The sequence below is a fragment of the Hyphomonas atlantica corrig. genome (assembly GCF_017795365.1).
GTDB lineage: Bacteria > Pseudomonadota > Alphaproteobacteria > Caulobacterales > Hyphomonadaceae > Hyphomonas > Hyphomonas atlantica.
In genome coordinates this window covers 916500-936623 of the sequence record NZ_CP051254.1, presented here as the reverse complement: position 1 = coordinate 936623, position 20124 = coordinate 916500, and the positions used below count along the sequence as shown (strand labels likewise).

Sequence of the window (20124 nt, the reverse complement as noted above, 5' to 3'; positions counted from 1 at the left end):
ATTTCGTGAGGGGACATTCGGTCAGGCGCAGTCGCCGAGACCACTGAAATGATGGAACAGCCTCATTCCAGAAACCTGGTCCTGAAGAACGTGACAGGTTCCGGCGCGATTAGATCGCTGACCGTTAGAGCGCTCGCTGTTAGTATGCTCGCATATGTGATCGCAGTCGCTGCAATCGAATTCACAAGAGGCGCAGGTCAGATCGCCACAATCTGGCCGATCAATGCCATCTTGATCGCCCTTCTACTGAAAAGCCATCGCTCCAACTGGCTGTCGCTCCTTGTCGCCACCGGCATGGGCCTGTTCGCCGCGAACTTGACTTCAGGCAATGACATTCCGCGATCCGCCATTCTCACTCTCGCGAATCTCGCTGAGATCTGCTGCGTCCTTTACGTTTTTGAGCGCGTGCCTTCCGTTCGCTTCTTCAGTCTGCCGGGAATTTCAGTTCTTGTGGCAGGGTCGACCATCGGATGCGCGATTTCTGCTGGATTGGCTGCCATTGGTCTACTGGTAACAGGCGAGGCATTCGTCCTGCGCGAGGCATTGAATTGGTTTTCTGCGGACTTCCTTGGCATTTTGCTATTCGCGCCAATCACCTGGTCTCTTCTGGAGCGCTCTTCGAAGTACGGCACCAATGCGCCAGACTTTCAGTACGTTGCAAAGCTCGGTTTGCTTTGCGCGACGACTTTCTTCGTATTCGCGCAAAGCGCCTATCCATTCCTGTTCCTGGTGCCGCCCGCGCTGGTATTCCTGGCCTTCAGCCGCGGAGTGAAAGCCGCAGCAGTTGGCCTTCTCATGATCACGGCCATCGCGCTGCCCTTTACACTTGCCGGGTCCGGGCCGCTCGCGCTGATGACAGGGGACACGATTGCGCAAATTCTCGCGCTCCAATTGTTCCTGGCGACCAATTCCGTTTTGGGGTTGGCAATCGGCGCAGCAGCATCGGATCGGCGGCGGTTGATGCGACAAATCCGGAAATCCCGGGCTCGACTAAGAGACAAGTCGCGGGAACAACAGGAAATGCTGGCCAAAGCCCATCTCGCAGAACGCATGGCCGGCGTTGGGCACTGGACGTTGAATCCCGTCACTCAGGAAGTCGCCTGGTCTCCGGAAGTTTACGCAATTCACGGCGTTACGCCGGAAGAGTTCAATCCGATGTATGGCGACGCCATTCTATTTTACGCGAAAGAAGATCGTGATCGGATTCGCGACCTCGTCCAACATGCAATTACGGATGCCCAAGGCTGGGAATTCGAAGCCACACTCATCCGAAAGTCCGATGGTCACAAGCGGCGTGTGCGGTCTATCGGTGAAATACTGACCGACAGGGAAGGGAACGTTGAGCGCATCTTCGGTGTATTCAAGGACATCACAGATGAGCAACGGGTGATCGAAGCGCTTGCAAGCAGTGAGGCAAATTATCGGACCATTGCTGACAACTCTACCGACATCATTGTTCGCTTCGGTCTGGATGGCATCATTACCTATGCGTCGCCATCATGCGAAATTCTCGGCGTGACTTCTGAAACCGCTATCGGACTGTCAACCATCGACTTCACTATCCCGGAAGACAAGGATTTCGCGTCCTCAGTTACGAGGGATTTATTCGAGAACAACTCGGTTGATCCGAGCGTACTCAGGGAATTCCGTGTTCGAGACAAGGACGGAAACATCATCTGGCTTGAGGGCAATCCGAAGATAATTCGCAGCTCCGATGGGAAGCCAGTAGAAATTATCTCGACCTTCCGCGACATTACGGACCGCAAGGAGCGAGAAACAGCACTCGCCGAAGCCAGGGCCGAGGCTGAAGCCGCCGAGAAGGCAAAGGCAGAATTCCTGTCGAATATGAGCCACGAGATACGAACGCCTCTGAACGGCATACTGGGATTCACACAACTGCTCAGCCAGACAGATCTGAATGCTGAGCAAAAACTGTTCGCTCAACGCGCGTTGTCGGCAGGGGGGATGCTCCGTGATATCGTCAACGATATATTGGACTATTCGAAGATTGAAGCCGGGCGGGTCGTTCTCGAAGATCGCCCAGTCGATGTTGCAAACACGATACAGGAAACCATCGAGATTGTTCTCGCGGGGCGGGAAGGAAAAACCGTTCCCATAACGACTTCGGCCGGTACGATTGCCCTGTATACTGATGAGGTTCGACTCAAGCAGATTTTGACCAACCTACTGAGCAATGCTGCGAAATTTACAGAATCGGGAAGCATCCACATCAGCGCCCACGTGCTTGAAGATGCACTGAATCTGACTGTCACCGATACGGGGCCGGGTATACCTGCAGAAAAACTTGAAAGCGTTTTCGAAGGCTTCCGCCAAGCGGACAACAGTATAACGCGCGTCTATGGTGGCACTGGACTCGGCTTGTCGATCAGCCGGTCGTTGGCACGCCTGATGGGCGGTGAACTCACTCTGGATAGCACGGTGGGCGAAGGAACCTCCGCGACATTGATCCTGCCATACAGACCAGCGTCCCAAGACGAAGTATCGGGACGCGCCACACGGGCGTCACCCGGTCAGACAAAACAGATGCGGATCATGGCCGTCGACGACGTGCCGATGAACCTCGAACTGGTGAAACTGGGTCTGAAAAAATTTGGTCACACCGTGGAAGTCTTCCAGTCCGCCCAAGAAGCAATTGAGGATCTGCGCGCCGGGGGCAATTATGACGTCATTCTCATGGATGTTCAGATGCCGGAACTGGATGGTATGACAGCAACCCGCATGATCCGCGAATTGGACGAACCGGCCAGAAACATACCCATCATTGCCCTGACCGCGAATGTGATGCCCGAGCAGATATCCAATTGCCTGGCGGCGGGCATGAACGCTCACGTCGCTAAGCCAATCGACATCACCGAACTGAATAGCCGGATCGCGGAACTTTGTGATGCGACAGCGCGCGCATCGGCGCCAGAACCCGAGACAGACCCCATAGGTGCGCTCACGGACCGATACCGAGAGTATCTCTCAACTGTCCCGGATGAAGTTTCGAAGATCTTCGACATTGAAAATTCAGAGGATGTGCTACGCGAAATCCGCCAACTGGCCCATTCGATTGCCGGCAGCGCGGGAAGCTTCGGATTCAAGGAAGTCTCTGACGCGGCCTTCTCGCTGGAGTCCGTTGCTTCAAAGCTGGCAGAAGACGGGAAACCCACGCAAGAACTGGCGGCAGGGCTGAAAAGCTTTCTGCAAGCCACAGAACGGGCTGCCTCGTGATTACAATCCTGATGTAGCACAAGCGATTTGGGCCGACGCTAACCATACGCCCTCGTCAAACATCCGCGAACCTCTAAACGACAGGTTTAATTTTGCCTTGTTCAATCTCGGGTCGGGCTTGAACATAAGCAGGAAATGCAGTAAGCCATTTCTGACACCGGTGTCATTCCGGTGATAAAAATACCTATCGGGAGGAAAATTCAATATGCGGGTATCCACTAGAGTCAGAGTCCTTGCGGGCGCGTCCCTGGCCAGCCTTCTGCTGTCCGGGTCGATAGCTTATGCACAGGAAACACCTGAAGAAACAGCCGTCGACGAGACGGATCGTCGGCTTGATAGCGTTGTGGTAACCGGTTTCCGGGACTCCCTCGCTGAAGCACTGGACCTCAAGAAAGAGTCGACTGGGGTCGTCGACGCAATCGTTGCAGAAGACATTGCTGCATTCCCTGACCTGAACCTTGCAGAATCCCTGCAACGTATTCCGGGCATTGCAATCGATCGTCAGGCCGGCGAGGGTCGCCGTATCACTGTGCGCGGCCTTTCCGGCGATTTCACACGCGTACGCATCAACGGCATGGATGCCCTGGCGACTGGCGGTGGCTCAGACGCGTCTGGCGGGACAAACAGAAGCCGCTCTTTTGACTTCAACACGTTCGCGTCCGAACTGTTTAGCCAGCTCGTTGTGCGCAAATCGCAATCTGCTTCGATCGAAGAAGGATCGCTCGGTGCTGTGGTGGAACTGCAGACCGCCCGTCCGCTCGATTATGATGCTGGCTGGACCTTCTCACTATCCGGGCAGGCACTCTACAATGACCTCGTGGAGGACACCTCGCCTCGCCTCGCTGGACTTGCGTCCTACAAGAGCGACAATGGCAAGTTCGGCGCATTGCTGTCTGCGGCGTTCCAGGATCGCACAATCCGCGAAGAGGGCTTCTCATCAGTTCGCTTTGACGATCTCGGCACATTCCGCTCAGTCGACGGCGTTGACTGTATCGGAGCTGACCCGCTGTCTGCGGGATGCGATGAAGTGCGGAACTCCTATTATGCGCGGATCCCTCGCTACGGTCGCCTGACATATGATCAGGAACGTACAGGTCTGACGGGTGCGGTTCAATTCCGACCGACCGACAAGACAACTGTGACCATCGAGGGACTGTACTCAGAACTCGACGCTCAGCGTGATGAGGAGTTCCTGCAGGTCTTCGTTCGCTCGAACACAGATAATATCGCCGTCACGGACTACAATGTGAACAGCGATGGCGTGCTTGATTATCTGCAAGGGGACGTTCTTGCCGACGCCAGCAATGGCATCATTCCAATGCGGAGCGAGCATCGCCGTGACTACTACACGACAGAGTTCAATCAGTTCACGATTGAGGTAGAGCATGACTTCTCTGATCAGCTGCGAGGGTCGTTCTTTGCAGGTCAGTCGTCATCGAACTTTGACAATCCGGTTCAGGCCACTGTGTTCTTCGATGCCGCCAATCCTGTCGAAGGCTACAGCTATGACTTCCGGAACAATCTTGAGCTTCCGGCGATCAGCTACGGTAATACTGACGTAACCGACCCGTCGGAGTTCCTGTTCACACAATTCCGGAACCGCCCTCAAGGTTCGGAGAATGACTTTGAGACCGTTCGCGCGGATCTGGAGTATGACTTCAGCAACAATTTGACGTTGTCAGGTGGCTTGAGCTTCAAGAAGTATGACTTCTCGACCCGGGAAATTCGTATTGACGGCAACGTTGCCGATCTCGACGGCTTTACAGAATCCCCAACCGTAAGCGGAGATTTGGTGGGTCTGGTCACTGGATTTGGCAATGGCCTCGACTATGGCTCAAACGACACGTCCTGGATCAGCGCGAATTGGGATGCTGCAATCGCACTCAGCGGCATTTTGGATATTTCTGGCGACATCGCCTCTCGCCCGCAGGACAACCGCTCTGTTGAAGAAGAAGATCTCGGCGGATACGTCCAGCTCGACTTCGAAACGGAACTTTCCGGCATGCTGCTGCGCGGCGACGTAGGGGCCCGTTATGTTGAAACGACCACCACAGCGTCCGGCTATGTTCCGGGAGATGGCGGACTTGCTCTTCGCACCGTTGAGAATTCGTACACAGACTTCCTGCCCTCCTTGAACCTCGTTCTCGAGGCCAATGATCAGGTTCAGTTCCGTGCCGGTGTTGCCAAAGTTATGGCACGGCCTTCGCTCGGAAACCTGACACCCGGCGGCAGCCTGGATACGTTCAGCGGCCCTCCTTACGAATTTGACATCGGCAATCCGGAGCTCGACCCATACCGGTCGACCGCTTTCGATCTGAGTGCCGAGTGGTACTTTGCAGAAGAAAGCCTGTTGGCCGTGTCCCTCTTCTACAAGGACGTCGAATCCTACTTCCTGACACCTGCCAGCGTGGAAGTGCCGTTCAGCTCACTTGGTCTTCCGGCAGGCGTAGCGTCTTCCACCAGCCCACTGGGCGAAGACCTCGCAGATGGGCTCGACCCGCTAGTTGCGGTCAGCCAGGTTGCAAATGGAGGCGAAGCTTCCATTCAGGGATTGGAGCTGGTCTACCAACAGCCATTCTTCTTCCTGCCAGGCCTGTTGCAGAATGCCGGCTTTGTGGGCAACCTGACATATGTAGACTCTGATGAAATCAGGGACTTCTCGGAAATTTCCCACAATATGACGCTTTACTACGAGACGGATCGTTTCTCCGCGCGCATCTCGGGTGCTTACCGCGATCCTTATCAAACCACTTCGCCGAGCAGCTCCGGCCGCACGGAAGGTCGCGAAGAGCGCGGCGTCGCCTCAACTTACAACGTCGATCTGTCCGTAAGCTATGCGCTCACTGATCAGCTCGACCTGACCTTCGAAGGCATCAACCTGACCGATGAGTTTGAACACCAAACCTTTGACCGTCTTGAGCTGCCAACCCTCTATCACCACACCGGACGGAACTTCCTGGTCGGTGCACGGTACACTTTCTAGGGGCATGTAGTTGAATTGGACTGGCGGTCCGACATGTATCGCCAGTCCAGACCACCTTTTCTGACATTGCGCTCCTCCCAAGACGCATGTTCTGAATGGCCCCGGCGAGACTTCGCAGGGGCCATTTTTTCAGGATGACAAACATGAAAGACCTTTTGACCCGACGCCAAAGCCTGTTGCTCCTTGGCACATCCATCGCAGCTGGAGCCTGCAGCGCGAAGCCAACCGGACGAGCGCGGCCCGATGCCGGTAGTCGCCCAACGCCTTCTATGGCGGGATGGGGCGCCGGATTTGAGAACCAGAGAATAGCAGATCGCGGCGATGGCACTTTCCTCAATCCAATATTCTCTGGCGACCGGCCCGACCCATCCATCATCAAAGATGGGGATACGTACTATCTAACATTCTCGAGTTTCGATGCTTATCCAGGTCTGTTCATCTGGCAGTCAAACGATCTCGTAAACTGGCAACCTGTCGGTCCAGCGCTAACCAACCCCATTGGGTCGGTATGGGCACCAGACCTTGTTAAACACGAAGAGCGCTACTTCATATACATTCCTGCCCGCAGCGCGGACAGGAAGTCCATTTATGTCATCCACGCCGATCGTATAGATGGGCCCTGGAGCGAACCAGTTGATCTCAACCTTCCGGACCACATCGATCCTGCCCACGCCGTTGGAGAAGACGGTAAGCGATATCTTTTCTTGTCCAATGGCGATTTGATTCAGCTATCCGAAGACGGACTGTCTACAGTCGGCGAAGTTGAACATGTATATGACCCGTGGCGCTATCCTGAAGACTGGGATGTTGAGTGCTTTTGTCCGGAAGGCCCCAAAATATTGAGGAAGGACGATTGGTTTTACATGTTGACCGCAGTTGGCGGAACCGCAGGCCCTCCGACTGGGCATATGGTTATTGCGGCGCGGTCGCGTTCTGTGAAAGGACCTTGGCATCATGCACCGAACAACCCTCAAGTTCGAACCACTGACCGGTCCGAATCGTGGTGGTCACGAGGGCATGCGACATTACTGGAAGGCCCGAACGGTGATTGGTGGATGATCTCACACGGTTACGAGAACGGGTTCTGGACACTTGGACGGCAATGTCTTCTCGAGCCAATCCGTTGGAGAGATGATGGTTGGTTCGAATCGCTTGGAGGTGATTTGTCCAGACCGTTCCCCAAGCCCCGGCCCGATGAGCACCGGCCTCATGGTATTCCCCTGTCAGACGACTTCACGTCTGCATCACTCGGTCCCCAATGGGCATTTTACAATCCGTCTCCTGAAGAATATGGCCGTGTCTCCCTGAATGGCTCGGGACTGGCTCTGGCGGCGAAAGGCAGCACTCCAGCCGATACGTCTCCACTCTGCGTAATCCCTGGTGATCGCGCGTACGAAGTCACTACACAGATTGAACTCGAGGCCGGTGCGCGCGCAGGTCTTCTCTTGTTCTACAATGCGGGCCTGTACTGCGGCATCAGTTATGGACCGGAGGGTCTTGTCATGCATCGGTACGGCCAGGAGCGTGCTCGCCCCGGTGACTTGAAACCGGGGCTCACCAAGTTTGATTTAAAGGCTCGCAACGATCATCACGTTGTAACCTTCTTCACCCGGCTACCCGGCGAAAGATGGAAGAAGTTCGACGTACAGATGGAGGTATCAGGATACCACCATAATACAGCTTATGACTTTCTGAGTCTTCGCCCTGGATTGATGTCTGCCGGAACCGGGCATGTCCGCTTCAAGCAGTTTCAGTACAGGTCGCTTTCCTAGGCCGGTGAATCGACGAACTTTCCGACGGCTGACAATCGCAGATCAATGTCACGCGCATCGTGCGTTTTAATCACGGCTTTTTGTCCCACATGCGCAGCGTGTACGCCGGTCACCGCACCGGTTGTAATTGCCATACCCTTTTTTAAAGGCATGCCTCGGCGCGCCGAATTCTCCAGCATGAAGCGGAAGGATTCGATCGGCCCCCCCGGAATTCCACTAGCGTCTCCTGTGCCGACTGTCTGTCCATCAATCAGCGTTTCAAATGGCCAGCGATCAAATTCAAGTGTATCCCAATCCGGTAACTCGTCACCGATGATCAGGCCATAATTGTTGCCGAAGTCAGAAATAGTCACCAAAGGTCCATGATCGTTAATACCGCTGAATGGACTGCTCGCGATCTCCACCCCCGTATGGACAGACCCGACGAGGGCGATAGCCTCTTGCGTAGAGTATCCTGTTTTCAACGGATCAGCGTCTTCGGCGACGATGATTACACACTCACCTTCGACCGCCGCAAACCCTTCCGCAAATACCGGGCTGTCCATCTCTGATGCTGTCTGATGGCGGATCAGTTTGTTGAAGACCGGGCCCGCCAGACGATCCGTTCCGAATCGCTCGACATCTGCACCATTGATCCGCCCCACCTTCCAGCCAGCAACTGCGTCAGGCCAGAGCGTTATAGCCTCATCCTGAATCGCATACGCGTCAGACAACGTAAGAGGCGCCTCTCCCGGATACTCACTCAGACTGCCAGCTGAAAGCCGCGCCTCAACGAATTTTTTTGCAATATTTTCAAAGACGCTCACGCTTTTTCCTCGGCCTGTTCGAACTGGGGTGGACAGTATAGGAAACCGGTGTCATTTTCAAACCTCATAATGATAAATTCTAGCGGAAACAGGCTGTCAGCGTCTTTTGGCTCGCCATTTCTGCAGACAAATGCGAGGAATCCGACATGGCGCAACACACAGCCTCCAGAACACTAGCTTTGCTCGCGATCATGTCGCTGGCCGGTTGCGCGACTGCGCAGACAACAACTGCCTCGACTGCGCCTGCAACATTCGAAGCCGCAACGCCTGCTGCGCCCTGGATGGGGCCACTCGGTCCAGCAAGCACAACTGTCGGCGGCAAAGGCGGTCAAATTGTCAAAGTCACAAATCTGGATTCCGCTGGGCCCGGCAGTCTGCGCGAAGCATTGCAGGCTGAAGGGCCGAAGATTATCGTGTTCGAAGTTGGCGGCGTCATAGACCTCAACGGCGACAATCTACATGTCGCGACATCGAATATCACCATCGCGGGCCAAACGGCCCCCTCCCCCGGCATAACGCTGATCAAAGGCGGCATGGTGATTACCGGCGACGACATAATCGTTCAGCATCTTCGCATTCGTCCCGGAGATTTGGGTGAGGCCTATCGCAGTGGTCGGGATATCGACGCCATTACAACGATTTCCGCCAGCAATGTGGTCGTTGACCACTGCTCGCTAAGCTGGGCGACAGACGAAAACCTGTCGGCATCAGGTCCGCGTTTCACCGGCGACACGCCCGACGAATGGCGCGACGGCACATCCCATACAATCGCTTACACCAACAATATCATTGCTGAAGGCCTGTCCCATTCGACCCACGCCAAGGGCGAGCATTCGAAAGGGTCTCTTATCCACGATAATGTGAGCGACATCCTGATCTACGGAAACCTGTACGCACACAATTTCGAAAGAAGCCCACTGTTCAAAGGGGGCGTTCACGGCGCGATCGTGAACAATTTCATCTACAATCCAGGCCAGCGCGGGGTGCACTACAATCTCCAGGGTCTGGAGTGGGGAGATGTCCCTGCTGAAACCGGCCGGATGGATTTGGTCGGCAATGTCATGCGCGCCGGCCCCTCGACCAGTGACGGCCTTCCCCTGCTGATGATCGGAGGCGATGGGGCGCTGGAATTGCACATGGCCGGCAATGTCGCGCAAGACCAATGGGGTTCAGCCCTGCCAGATGCCGGTAGCTATACGAGCAATTCATCCTCGGAATTGAACGAGGCCGGTCCATCAGCGATTATGACAGATCTGCCTATTCTCTCTGCTGGACAGGTGGAATCTTACGTTCTCAGGAATGCCGGCGCGCGGCCCTGGGATCGCGATGCCATAGATGTGCGCATTCTTGCTGACACCGCCGAAGGCCGCGGGCAGATCATCGACAGTCAGGAACAAGTGGGCGGCTATCCGGAACTGGACGCGACATATCGCGAATTTGATCCGTCTCAATGGCATCTGGACACTATGAAGCCCGCCACGCAAGACGCCCTGGATTCCGGTCTCAAGGCCAAGGGGACTTGAAGCTGCTCCAAATCAGGTGAAAAAGGTTCGCTGGGCAGCAAGGCTTTCCTATGAGTGACGACGAACAAGAGTCCAAACCGGCCCGCGACCGGTCTCAGGTGACAATTATCGACATTGCCCGCATGGCGGGTGTTTCGAAGAAGACCGTGTCACGCGTGATCAACGAGTCGCCGCTTGTACGGGAAGAGACCCGCAAAAAAGTGAAGGAAATCATCGCGGAGACCGGGTTCACGCCGAACCCGCAAGCGCGTGCCCTCGCCTTCCGCAAGTCTTTCCTGATCGGGCTCGTCTATGACAACCCAAGCCCTCAATATGTCGTCAATATGCAGCGCGGCATCCTGGATACGCTGGGCGACACGGCTTTTCAGCTCGTTTTGCGTCCATGTGATCGTGGCGAAGACAATTATCGTGAACGGGTAAGATCCTTCATCCTGCAGCACAAGCCTCACGGCATCATCCTGACGCCATCTGTCTCCGAAGATGAGACTCTTGCCGAAATCCTGCGCGAAGAAGAGTGCGATTACGTTCGCATTGCGTCGCTGGAACTGGACATTCCGTCGCGCAGCATCCGTACGCACGATGCGCAGGGCGCCGAGATGGCAGCGGCCCACCTCGCCCAACTGGGGCACAAGCGTATCGGACACATTCACGGTCCCAAAACATTCCGGTCTGCCCATGAGCGCTTGTCTGGTTTCAGAAGCGGTTTGGAGAGCTATGGCCTTGAGCTTGCGCCCGAACTCACCGCCGAGGGCGCCTACACGTTCGATTCCGGCGTCTCCAGCGCGACCCGCTTGCTGAATCGCCGCGACCGACCAACCGCAATTTTTGCGGGTAATGATGAAATGGCCGTCGGTGTATATGTGGCCGCCCGTAAAGCTGGCCTGAGGATTCCGGAAGATTTGTCCATCGTCGGGTTCGACGACACGCCTATTTCCGCGCGCATCTGGCCGCCGCTGACAACTGTCCGTTCGCCTATCCGGGAGGTTGGACGCGCAGCTGCAGACCTGTTGCTGAAGCGCGGAAGCGGCTCTGAGAACCTCAAAGAACTGCAATCCTTCCAACTCGAATTGATCGTGCGCGAATCCACGCGCTCTGTCTGATTTGAGGCAAATGATGCGGTTGTCAGCCTCTGGAGCAGATGTTATGACACCGGTTACCAAATTAAATTTACGCGGCTTTTTTGTATCACCATGTAAAGCGCGCCAAGCCAGACGCAGGCGAAACCAGAACCATCAAAGGGACCCCCTATGAACATCGCACTCATCATCGAAAACAGTCAGGCCGCGAAGAGCGAGATTGTTCACGACGCGCTGAAAACCGTGGCCGAACCGCTGGGACACAATGTGCACCATTACGGGATGTATAGCCCCGAGGATAACACGCAGCTGACCTACATCATGAATGGTTTGCTGGCCGGCATTCTGCTGAATTCCCAAGCGGCGGATTTTGTCGTCACAGGGTGCGGGACCGGTATGGGCTCCATGCTCGGCTGCAACGCTATGCCAGGCGTTATCTGCGGCTTGGTGATTGATCCGACTGACGCGTTCCTTTTCGGTCAGATCAATGATGGCAACGCCATTTCCATGCCCTATGCAAAAGGCTTCGGATGGGCGGCTGAACTGAACCTGCAAGACTGTTACCGCAAGCTCTTCGAAGTTGAGCGGGGTGTCGGTTATCCCAAAGAGCGCGCAGCCATCATGGCAAAGAACCGCAACATCCTAAGCGAAGTAAAAGCCGCTTCACACCATGACATGCTGACGGTTCTGAAATCTGTCGATCAGGACTTGCTGAAAACTGCGATCTCTGGCGAGCGCTTCCAAGAATACTTCTTTGCCAACGCAAAGGATGAAGCCATCGCAGAATATGTGAAGTCCGTGCTGGCCTCTTGAACCGCCACAACACCAGACTTCACGTACAATAACTTTCTGGGAGAGGTTGATGAGCATCAATCCGTTCAGTCTTGAGGGCAAGACAGCCATCGTAACGGGCGCGAATACTGGCCTTGGCCAAGGCATGGCAATTGCGCTCGCAGAAGCTGGGGCCGATGTCTGCGTTGTCGGGCGAAGCGAGCCCAGCGAGACGCTCGACAAGCTTGCCGCGACTGGCCGCAAGTTGCACTCCATCCTGGCAGACCTCGGCTCTGCAGACAGTGTCGAGGCGATCGTATCTGACGCCAAGTCTGCGCTCGGCGGCATTGATATACTTGTGAACAATGCTGGTATCATCAAGCGAAACGATTCCATCGACTTCACGTTTGACGAATGGGACTCGGTGATGAATGTGAATCTCCGAACTCTCTTCTTTCTCAGTCAGGCCGTTGCGCGGGAAATGATTGCAGCAGGCACTGGTGGAAAGATCATCAATATTGCCAGCATGCTGAGTTTTCAGGGCGGCATTCGGGTGCCATCCTACACGGCATCAAAGAGCGGCGTGGCCGGCCTTACAAAGATTCTCGCCAATGAATGGGCCAAGCATGGCATCAATGTGAATGCGATTGCACCAGGATACTTTGCGACCAATAATACAGCCGCCCTTCAAGCTGATGAGACACGAAACAAGGAAATTCTTGGCCGAATTCCATCCGGGCGCTGGGGCAAGCCATCTGATTTGGGAGGTGCCGCGGTTTTCCTCGCCTCCAGTGCGTCGGACTATGTTCAGGGAATCACGTTGCCGGTCGATGGCGGCTGGTTGGCCAGGTAAAACGCGAGAACGGACGAACGCGATATGACTGGTTCAATCATCTGTTTTGGAGAGCTCCTCTTGCGGATGAGTGCGCCAGGTAACGAGCGTATCATGCAGTCTTCGCAATTCGGGGTTCACGTTGGCGGAGCTGAAGCGAATGTTGCGGTTTCGCTTTCGCAATTCAAGCACGACACGAAGATGGTCAGCGCACTACCAGACAATGTTCTGGGCGACGCAATTATTCGAGATTTGAAGAGCCATGGCATTCAAACCGAGCCTGTGCTTCGCGGCCAAGGTCGCGTGGGCCTGTACTTCTTGGAAACAGGTGCCGTGCAGCGCCCTTCCAGGATTGTGTATGATCGGACTGACAGCACGTTCACGACCACTCCTGCCGAGTCTTATGATTGGGACAGCCTACTTGATGAGGCAGACTGGTTGCACATTTCCGGCATTACACCCGCAACCGGGCTGAACGCGGCGAGGGCTGCCCTCAATGCTACGTCGGTCGCGAAGGAGCGGGGCGTCAAAGTATCTTTCGATGGCAATTATCGTGAACAACTCTGGAAGTCATGGTCCGGAGACGGTCCTCGGATTCTCGCGGAATTGCTCGATAAGGCGACATTGGCGTTCATCAATGAACTCGACATAAATCTCATCCTTGGAACGCAATATACGGATCGATCCGACGCAGAACAGGCCGCATTCGAACGGTTTCCAGCCCTGGCCTATATTGCATCGACACAAAGACAGCAGGCCAGCGCCAATCATCACATGATTACCGGGCGTCTCGCCACACGGACGGATGTCACAATGTCGGTAGAGATGGATATGCCCAATATCGTGGACCGTATTGGGGGTGGCGATGCGTTCGCCGCAGGTATCCTTCATGGATTGATTGAAGATATGCCACCTCAACGCATTGTGGATTTTGGCATTGCCGCTGCCGCGATCAAACATTCAGTGCCGGGGGACTACAACCGAGCGTGTATAGAAGAAGTGGAAGACCTGCTTTCGCAAAACGGTCTGGATGTGCGCCGCTAAGACGCGCACACGAGGAGGAAATTTGATGAACATGACCCGCCGAGCCTTTGCAAGCGGCGCTGCTGGACTTGCCGCATCCGTGACTCCGCTTATGGGCTTCTCCCGCCACCCATCTGATGATCCAGTCGCCCAAACCCGCCACGGCGCGGTGCGTGGGGTGCGGAAGGACGGAATCAACATCTTCAAGGGTATTCGCTATGGCACCGATACAGCGCAGACACGCTTTGCAATGCCCCGCCCCCCTGAACGATGGAAAGATATAAAGGAAGCCACCGAGTACGGATCGTCAGCACCGCAATTGGGCCGCAATGAATCTATCAGCGAAGACTGCCTGTTTCTGAACGTCTGGACCCCGGGCGTAGCAGATGAGGGAAAGCGCCCAATCATGGTGTACTTCCATGGCGGCGCCTACGCCAGCGGTTCAGGATCTTCGCCTCTGTATGACGGTCACAACCTTGCGACAAAGGGCGACGTGGTTGTCATCACCGTGAACCATCGCTTGAACGCCTTTGGATATTTGTCTCTCGGGCTTCTCAATCCCGATCTTCCGGATTCCGGCAATAGTGGCATGTGGGACCTTGTCCTGGCCTTGCAATGGGTTCGGAACAATGCGGAAAATTTTGGCGGAGACCCAAACCGCATCTTCGTATTCGGCCAGTCCGGCGGCGGAGCAAAGATTGCGACGTTGATGGCGGCACCTTCTGCCGAGGGCCTGTTTCATTCAGCTGCGACGATGAGCGGCCAGCAAGTAACTGCAAGCGGTCCGCTCAACGCAAAGGCGCGAGCTGAGAGCTTGCTGGGGTTCGTGGGCATCGATCCGTCTGATACGCATGCCCTTCTATCCATCCCCATGGAACGATTGGTCGAAGGCCTCGCAACCAACGATCCGGTAAACCCGTCACGCGGCCTCTATTTCGGCCCCGTCCTGGATGGACGCTTCCTGGCTCGCCATCCGTTCTGGCCGAGCGCGCCCAAGCAATCTGCGTACATCCCAATGATTCTCGGGAACACGAAAGACGAAACACGCAATCTCATCGGGAACAAACTACCCGAAGCGTTTGATCTTAGTTGGGAAGATCTGCCAGCGTTGCTGGCCAAACATATGCGCTGTGACATCAGTCCGATCGAAGTCTTGTCGACCTATCAGTCCCTTTATCCGGACTATTCGCCGAGCGACGTATTCTTTGCCGCGACAACTGCGGGTCGCTCTTGGCGCGGTCAGGTCGAGGAAGCAGATGCGCGCGCCGCAGAAGCCGGGCCGACCTGGGTGTACCAGTTCGATCTGGGGTCACCAGAAGATGACGGAAAATGGGGCGCGCCTCATACGATCGATATCGCGTTCGCGTTCGACAATCTCGGCATGTCTGGTGAATACACCGGTACGCGGGTCCCGGCGTCCGATGATTATGCGCGTGTTGCCGATGAACTTTCCCGCGCCTTTATCTCTATGGCCCGCTCCGGCCAGCCTAACCATACCGGAATACCTGAATGGTCGCGGTACACACTGCCCGATCGCAAGACCATGATCTTCGATACGACAACTCGTCAGGAGAGCGATCCTCGCCAAGGCGAGCGGGAACTCTTCGCCAAAGTACCTTTCACTCAATGGGGAACCTGATCCATGAAACCAGTTATCTACATCACCATCGCTGCGGGTCTCCTAGCCGCCTGTTCTCAAGAGCCCGCTCAAACCCTGCAGAGCCAAGGCGACATCGTGACGGAATTCGCCCCGGATGACCTGCCCGGACCAGTCCAGGCAGCCGTGTCAGCCGCCATGCCAGACATGACCGTTCAGGAAGTGCTGCGGAAGGAACGAGACGAACGCGTGTACTTCGACGTCGAAGGTGAACGCGCGGACGGATCGGAAATTGAACTCGACATCTTGTACGCAGATGGCGTGGCGGAAGTGGTAGAAATCCAGCGCGACCTCGCCTGGTCTGATGTTCCAGCGACTGTACGCGAAGCCGCTCAGTCAGCGGGCGCAAGCGAGCCAGTCCGGATCATCGAAAGCGTCCAGACCGATGGAAGCATCATTTATGAACTATTCGCCGAAGGCCAGCCAAGTAACCCGGCCATGGAGGTCAAAACTTCGGACGGGCAGGTAGAGGTATTGGCGGAACGCTGGCCCCACTAAATCCGGCGGTGCCCTCTTGCGGAATAAATGACACCGGTTACCATAGACAAATGTTGCGCGAGCTGCCCCATTGAATGTGGGCGAGATAATTGCCGCGGGGAGGAAGATGATGAGACGCGTTCGAGTGGCGAACACACAGCCGGACCGGTGCGCCGGATGAGCGGAACGACGTTCCATATGACGCGTAGGCAGTCTCTGCTTGCTATCGGAGCCACTGCCGCACTCACCGCATGTGGCGAACGCTCTGGCAGGGATCTGCTCAGCGCAGATTCTCATCCGGACGGTTATCCAACTGTCGAAGCCGTACGGGAAATGGGCCGCCTGCTGAATGAGCGCAGTGGCGGTCGCCTCCGCATCAAAATGTATGCTGGCGGTCAGTTGGGGTCAGAGCGGGATACTCTGGAAATCACGACGTTTGGCGGGTTGGACTTGAATCGAGTCAACCTTGCACCGCTGAACTCAATCGAGCCACTGACGACCGTTCCTGCCCTCCCCTTCCTGTTTTCTTCGACCGCGCACATGCGAGCAGCGCTCGATGGACCAGTGGGGGATCGCATTCTAGACTCCCTCGCTCCCCACGACCTGATCGGACTGTGTTTTTATGATTCCGGGGAGCGCAGCTTTTACAATACTCGAAAACCAATCCTGACGCCGGACGATATGCTCGGCATGAAAATACGGGTGCCGAACTCAGACTTGTACGTCGCAATGATCAAAGCGCTGGGCGCAGATGCCACGCCAATGTCGCTTGGCGAAGTCTACCAGGCGCTCGTGCAAGGGGTGATCGACGGCGCTGAAAATAACTGGCCATCATTTGAAAGCGGGCGCCACTTCGAAGCGGCGCCCTACTACAGTTTGACCCGGCACATCATCGCGCCGGAAGTTTTGGTAATGTCGGCGAGCCGCTGGAGAAAACTGTCAGACGCTGACAAGACCCTTGTGAAACAAGCTGCCCGCGACTCCGTGCCCTACATGCGCCAGCTATGGGACGCACGCGTCGAACAATCCCGCGCCACGATCTTGGCGTCCGGCGTTGAAGTAAACGAAGTCTCGGATCTAAGCGCTTTTCAGGAACAGATGCGCCCCGTGTGGGACCGTTTTGTCAAAACTGATGCGCAAAAGGAACTGGTCGCAGCAATCGAGAAGATGAGGCCAGCCTCGTGATACACCTTTTGACCAAAACCACTCACATTGCAGCCGACTGGTTGGTACGCATTGCGGCTGTGGGCCTTGTCCTCATGACACTGATTATCGGCTGGCAGGTGTTCGGGCGTTACGTCCTCAACTCTACGCCCTCCTGGTCTGAACAGGCATCGCTTGCCTTGATGATCTGGTATGTCTCACTTGCCGCAGCGGCCGGCGTGCGCGAGGGATTCCACATACGCATCGTCGCCCTCGAAAATGCTGTCGGCCCCAGAACGCGTCTGTGGATGCGTATCGCGTCCAACATCGTCGTCGGCGCCTGCGGGGTTGCGATGCTGGTATGGGGTGGTCAGCTCGTCACCAAGACTTGGGGGCACGTCATACCATCGCTCGGCATTCCACGTGGTTTGGCCTATCTGGGCCTTCCCATCGCGGGGGCGTTGATGGCCCTCTTCTCGGTGGAACGAGTGCTGGAAGAGATATCCGGCGAGAAAATCGAAGACGAGGAGGATCCGAGATGGAGCTGATTATTCTGGTCAGTGTACTTGTTGTCCTGCTCGCGCTTGGTGTGCCAGTGGCCTATTCGCTACTGGGGTCCGCTATGGCGACGTTTCTGGCACTGGATATTCCCCTTGTCGTCGTATTCCAGCGCATGGCGGCGGGCGTCAGTGTTTTCACACTGATGGCAATCCCCTTCTTCATTTTCGCAGGAGACCTGATGTACCGATCAGGCATCGCGAAGCGACTGGTAGAGGTAGCAGAAGGCGCATTTGGACGAACACGAGGCGGACTTGGGCTCGTCAACGTTGGGGCGTCCACCATGTTCGGAGCTGTTTCCGGGTCTGCGATCGCCAGCGCATCCGCGATGGGCTCAACTCTCATGCCGCTAATGCGCGAGCGTGGTTATGATGGTGACTACACCGTGAACGTAACGGTCACAGCCGCAATCGTTGGCCTCCTTGTTCCGCCATCACACAACATGATCATCTACTCCGCAGCGAGTGGAATAGGTGTCTCTATCGGCGACCTGTTCCTTGCGGGCGTCATTCCCGGCATCATGACAGCAGCCCTGCTGATGTTTGTTGCATGGCGCGTGGCTGTAAAACGCGGCTATGCCAGCGGCGCGTTTCCGGGCTGGCGCAGTTTCTTGCGGGCCCTCTTGTTTGCTGTACCAGGATTGCTCACCGCCATTATCATCATGGGTGGAATTCTGTCTGGCATCTTCACTGCAACAGAATCGTCTGCAATCGCGGTAATCTACACAATTGCGGTCGGCGCATTCGTCTATCGCACTCTGGGCTGGCAACGATTTTCAGAGGCTGCGATGCAGTCTGTGAAGATTACGGCCATGGTATTGTTGATAATCGGCGCGGCGACAGCTTTTGGCTATGCGCTTGCAATCCTTGAAGCGCCCGCACAGCTCGCCGACATGATCACATCAGCGACTAGTAACCCGATCCTCGTACTGTTGATCGTCAACGTAATCCTGCTCGTACTCGGCACATTCATGGATATGTCGCCTCTAATCATCATAACGACCCCGATCCTTTTGCCTGTCGTTATGGAAGTGGGCGTGGATCCCGTTCACTTTGGTATCGTCATGATGCTGAATTTGGGGATCGGCTTGGTGACACCGCCCGTGGGATCAGTCCTCTTTGTCGGATCCGCAGTTGGCAAAGTACCGGTAGAAGAGGCCGTCAAAACCATCTGGCCATTTTATGGCGCGTTACTGCTGGCGCTGATGATCATCACATTCATTCCCGCGATCTCACTGGCCCTGCCAAATTTGTTCTAAGTCTATTCGCCGCAAATGTTCTGAACACTGCTTCGAACAACCAATTCGGTTGGCAGCATCTCGTGGACAACAGGCATGTCCTGTCCCGTCAGCATGTCAGACATCAGAGCCATGGCAACCTCTCCAATCTTTTCGGCCGGCTGCATCACTGTCGTCAGCGGCGGTGTGCAGTATTTTCCGAACTCGATGTTGTCGAACCCGGAAATCGAAAGGTCTCCTGGCAAATCATAGCCGAGGTCATGGGCTGCGCGGATCGCCCCAATCGCTATCTCGTCGCTCATGCAGAACAATGCCGTCAGGTGTCGCGCTCGAGAGAGCAATCGCTGCGCCGCCTGCTCTCCCCCGCCCATAGAGTATGGCGCGTACTCAACGATCGTATCATCGAAATCCAGGCCCGCATCTGCGATGGCATCCTTGATCCCCTTCAATCGCTCTTGCGTGACGAGGCGGTTTTGAAGACCAGCAATCACCCCAATGCGACGATGTCCTTGTGCGATGAGATGACGTGCCATCATGTCAGAGGATGATCGGTCATCAATTCCCACGGTCGGATACGCGCCACGGGGATCAGCGCTAATCGCCTGCACAAATGGTATCTGAGCATGCTCTTCATTGGGTAGAAGTTCGTTCAATGGTCGCTCCCCCAACTGGATCACGCCATCGGCGCGATAGGTCTGCACCATTTCGATTCCGACACGCTCAATATCCATATCGTCTCCAGTGTCAGAGACGACAAGATTGAGCTTTGACGCGACTGCGCCACGTTCGATTCCGGATACCACTCGCGCGAAAAACACGTTGGCAATGTCTGGTACCATGACCAAAACTGTGTTGGTCCGCTTTTCTCGGAACAGCTGCGCTAGTGAACTTGGTTTGTACTTGAGCTCGGTTGCTGCCGCCAGTACGCGCGCCAGTGTATCCTTTGACAGTTTTGCCGGATCAGAAAACGCCCGCGATACCGTCGCCGGGGAAACCCCCGCACGTTGGGCCACATCTCGAATCTGTGCCATG

At 55.7% G+C, this 20124-nt stretch carries 15 protein-coding genes; 13 read left to right on the top strand and 2 right to left on the bottom strand.

What is annotated here, in order from left to right:
• The first annotated feature begins 144 nt into the window (after window positions 1–144).
• From HF931_RS04740 to HF931_RS04730, 3 genes are all read left to right on the top strand, one after another.
• Complete coding sequence (locus HF931_RS04740; protein WP_273242089.1) at window positions 145–3234, top strand: PAS domain S-box protein; 3090 nt, start codon at window positions 145–147, stop codon at window positions 3232–3234.
• 205 nt (window positions 3235–3439) lie between these two features.
• Window positions 3440–6217 (top strand): TonB-dependent receptor, encoded by a 2778-nt coding sequence (locus tag HF931_RS04735; protein WP_273242087.1) that lies wholly within the window; start codon window positions 3440–3442, stop codon window positions 6215–6217.
• Window positions 6218–6360: 143 nt separating this feature from the next.
• Entirely contained in the window at window positions 6361–7989 is a 1629-nt protein-coding gene (locus tag HF931_RS04730) for a family 43 glycosylhydrolase (RefSeq protein WP_273242085.1), read from the top strand.
• Here the strand turns inward: HF931_RS04730 and HF931_RS04725 are convergent.
• Window positions 7986–8795, bottom strand: a complete 810-nt coding sequence (locus tag HF931_RS04725; RefSeq protein WP_273242083.1) for a 2-keto-4-pentenoate hydratase — start codon at window positions 8793–8795, stop codon at window positions 7986–7988. The genes HF931_RS04730 and HF931_RS04725 overlap by 4 nt on opposite strands.
• A 146-nt stretch (window positions 8796–8941) precedes the next feature.
• On the opposite strand from HF931_RS04725, the gene HF931_RS04720 reads away from it, so the two are divergent.
• From HF931_RS04720 to HF931_RS04675, 10 genes are all read left to right on the top strand, one after another.
• Window positions 8942–10318: a pectate lyase family protein gene (locus HF931_RS04720; RefSeq protein WP_273242081.1), complete on the top strand. Its 1377-nt coding sequence runs from the start codon at window positions 8942–8944 to the stop codon at window positions 10316–10318.
• 50 nt (window positions 10319–10368) lie between these two features.
• On the top strand, window positions 10369–11418 hold the full coding sequence (locus HF931_RS04715; protein ID WP_273242080.1) for a LacI family DNA-binding transcriptional regulator: 1050 nt from the start codon (window positions 10369–10371) through the stop codon (window positions 11416–11418).
• A gap of 147 nt (window positions 11419–11565) precedes the next feature.
• Entirely contained in the window at window positions 11566–12207 is a 642-nt protein-coding gene (locus tag HF931_RS04710) for an RpiB/LacA/LacB family sugar-phosphate isomerase (RefSeq protein WP_273242078.1), read from the top strand.
• Between the two features lie 49 nt (window positions 12208–12256).
• Window positions 12257–13018: a 2-dehydro-3-deoxy-D-gluconate 5-dehydrogenase KduD gene (kduD, locus tag HF931_RS04705; protein WP_273242076.1), complete on the top strand. Its 762-nt coding sequence runs from the start codon at window positions 12257–12259 to the stop codon at window positions 13016–13018.
• A 24-nt stretch (window positions 13019–13042) separates the two neighbouring features.
• The gene (locus tag HF931_RS04700; protein WP_273014616.1) at window positions 13043–14041 is read left to right on the top strand and encodes a sugar kinase; all 999 of its coding nucleotides are present in this window, start codon (window positions 13043–13045) and stop codon (window positions 14039–14041) included.
• A 25-nt stretch (window positions 14042–14066) separates the two neighbouring features.
• A complete protein-coding gene (locus HF931_RS04695) occupies window positions 14067–15659 on the top strand; it encodes a carboxylesterase/lipase family protein (RefSeq protein ID WP_273242075.1) in 1593 nt (530 codons plus the stop codon).
• Between the two features lie 3 nt (window positions 15660–15662).
• The gene (locus HF931_RS04690) at window positions 15663–16175 is read left to right on the top strand and encodes a hypothetical protein (RefSeq protein WP_273242073.1); all 513 of its coding nucleotides are present in this window, start codon (window positions 15663–15665) and stop codon (window positions 16173–16175) included.
• Between the two features lie 156 nt (window positions 16176–16331).
• A complete protein-coding gene (locus tag HF931_RS04685; protein ID WP_273242071.1) occupies window positions 16332–17339 on the top strand; it encodes a TRAP transporter substrate-binding protein in 1008 nt (335 codons plus the stop codon).
• Window positions 17336–17845: a TRAP transporter small permease gene (locus HF931_RS04680; protein WP_273014609.1), complete on the top strand. Its 510-nt coding sequence runs from the start codon at window positions 17336–17338 to the stop codon at window positions 17843–17845. Before HF931_RS04685 ends, HF931_RS04680 begins: the two co-directional genes overlap by 4 nt.
• Window positions 17836–19113, top strand: a complete 1278-nt coding sequence (locus HF931_RS04675; protein WP_273242069.1) for a TRAP transporter large permease — start codon at window positions 17836–17838, stop codon at window positions 19111–19113. Before HF931_RS04680 ends, HF931_RS04675 begins: the two co-directional genes overlap by 10 nt.
• 2 nt (window positions 19114–19115) lie before the next feature.
• Here HF931_RS04675 and HF931_RS04670 read toward each other — a convergent pair whose 3' ends face one another.
• The gene (locus tag HF931_RS04670; RefSeq protein ID WP_273242067.1) at window positions 19116–20123 is read right to left on the bottom strand and encodes a LacI family DNA-binding transcriptional regulator; all 1008 of its coding nucleotides are present in this window, start codon (window positions 20121–20123) and stop codon (window positions 19116–19118) included.
• Between the last annotated feature and the right edge of the window lies 1 nt (window position 20124).

What these genes read in the sequence shown, in the direction of transcription:
- kduD (WP_273242076.1), top strand. Translation starts at nt 12,257, where the DNA reads ATGAGCATCAATCCGTTCAGTCTTGAGGGCAAGACAGCCATCGTAACG.
- HF931_RS04715 (WP_273242080.1), top strand. Translation starts at nt 10,369, where the DNA reads ATGAGTGACGACGAACAAGAGTCCAAACCGGCCCGCGACCGGTCTCAG.
- HF931_RS04670 (WP_273242067.1), bottom strand. Translation starts at nt 20,123, where the DNA reads ATGGCACAGATTCGAGATGTGGCCCAACGTGCGGGGGTTTCCCCGGCG.
- HF931_RS04730 (WP_273242085.1), top strand. Translation starts at nt 6,361, where the DNA reads ATGAAAGACCTTTTGACCCGACGCCAAAGCCTGTTGCTCCTTGGCACA.
- HF931_RS04700 (WP_273014616.1), top strand. Translation starts at nt 13,043, where the DNA reads ATGACTGGTTCAATCATCTGTTTTGGAGAGCTCCTCTTGCGGATGAGT.
- HF931_RS04685 (WP_273242071.1), top strand. Translation starts at nt 16,332, where the DNA reads ATGAGCGGAACGACGTTCCATATGACGCGTAGGCAGTCTCTGCTTGCT.
- HF931_RS04735 (WP_273242087.1), top strand. Translation starts at nt 3,440, where the DNA reads ATGCGGGTATCCACTAGAGTCAGAGTCCTTGCGGGCGCGTCCCTGGCC.
- HF931_RS04740 (WP_273242089.1), top strand. Translation starts at nt 145, where the DNA reads ATGCTCGCATATGTGATCGCAGTCGCTGCAATCGAATTCACAAGAGGC.
- HF931_RS04710 (WP_273242078.1), top strand. Translation starts at nt 11,566, where the DNA reads ATGAACATCGCACTCATCATCGAAAACAGTCAGGCCGCGAAGAGCGAG.
- HF931_RS04690 (WP_273242073.1), top strand. Translation starts at nt 15,663, where the DNA reads ATGAAACCAGTTATCTACATCACCATCGCTGCGGGTCTCCTAGCCGCC.
- HF931_RS04675 (WP_273242069.1), top strand. Translation starts at nt 17,836, where the DNA reads ATGGAGCTGATTATTCTGGTCAGTGTACTTGTTGTCCTGCTCGCGCTT.
- HF931_RS04720 (WP_273242081.1), top strand. Translation starts at nt 8,942, where the DNA reads ATGGCGCAACACACAGCCTCCAGAACACTAGCTTTGCTCGCGATCATG.
- HF931_RS04695 (WP_273242075.1), top strand. Translation starts at nt 14,067, where the DNA reads ATGAACATGACCCGCCGAGCCTTTGCAAGCGGCGCTGCTGGACTTGCC.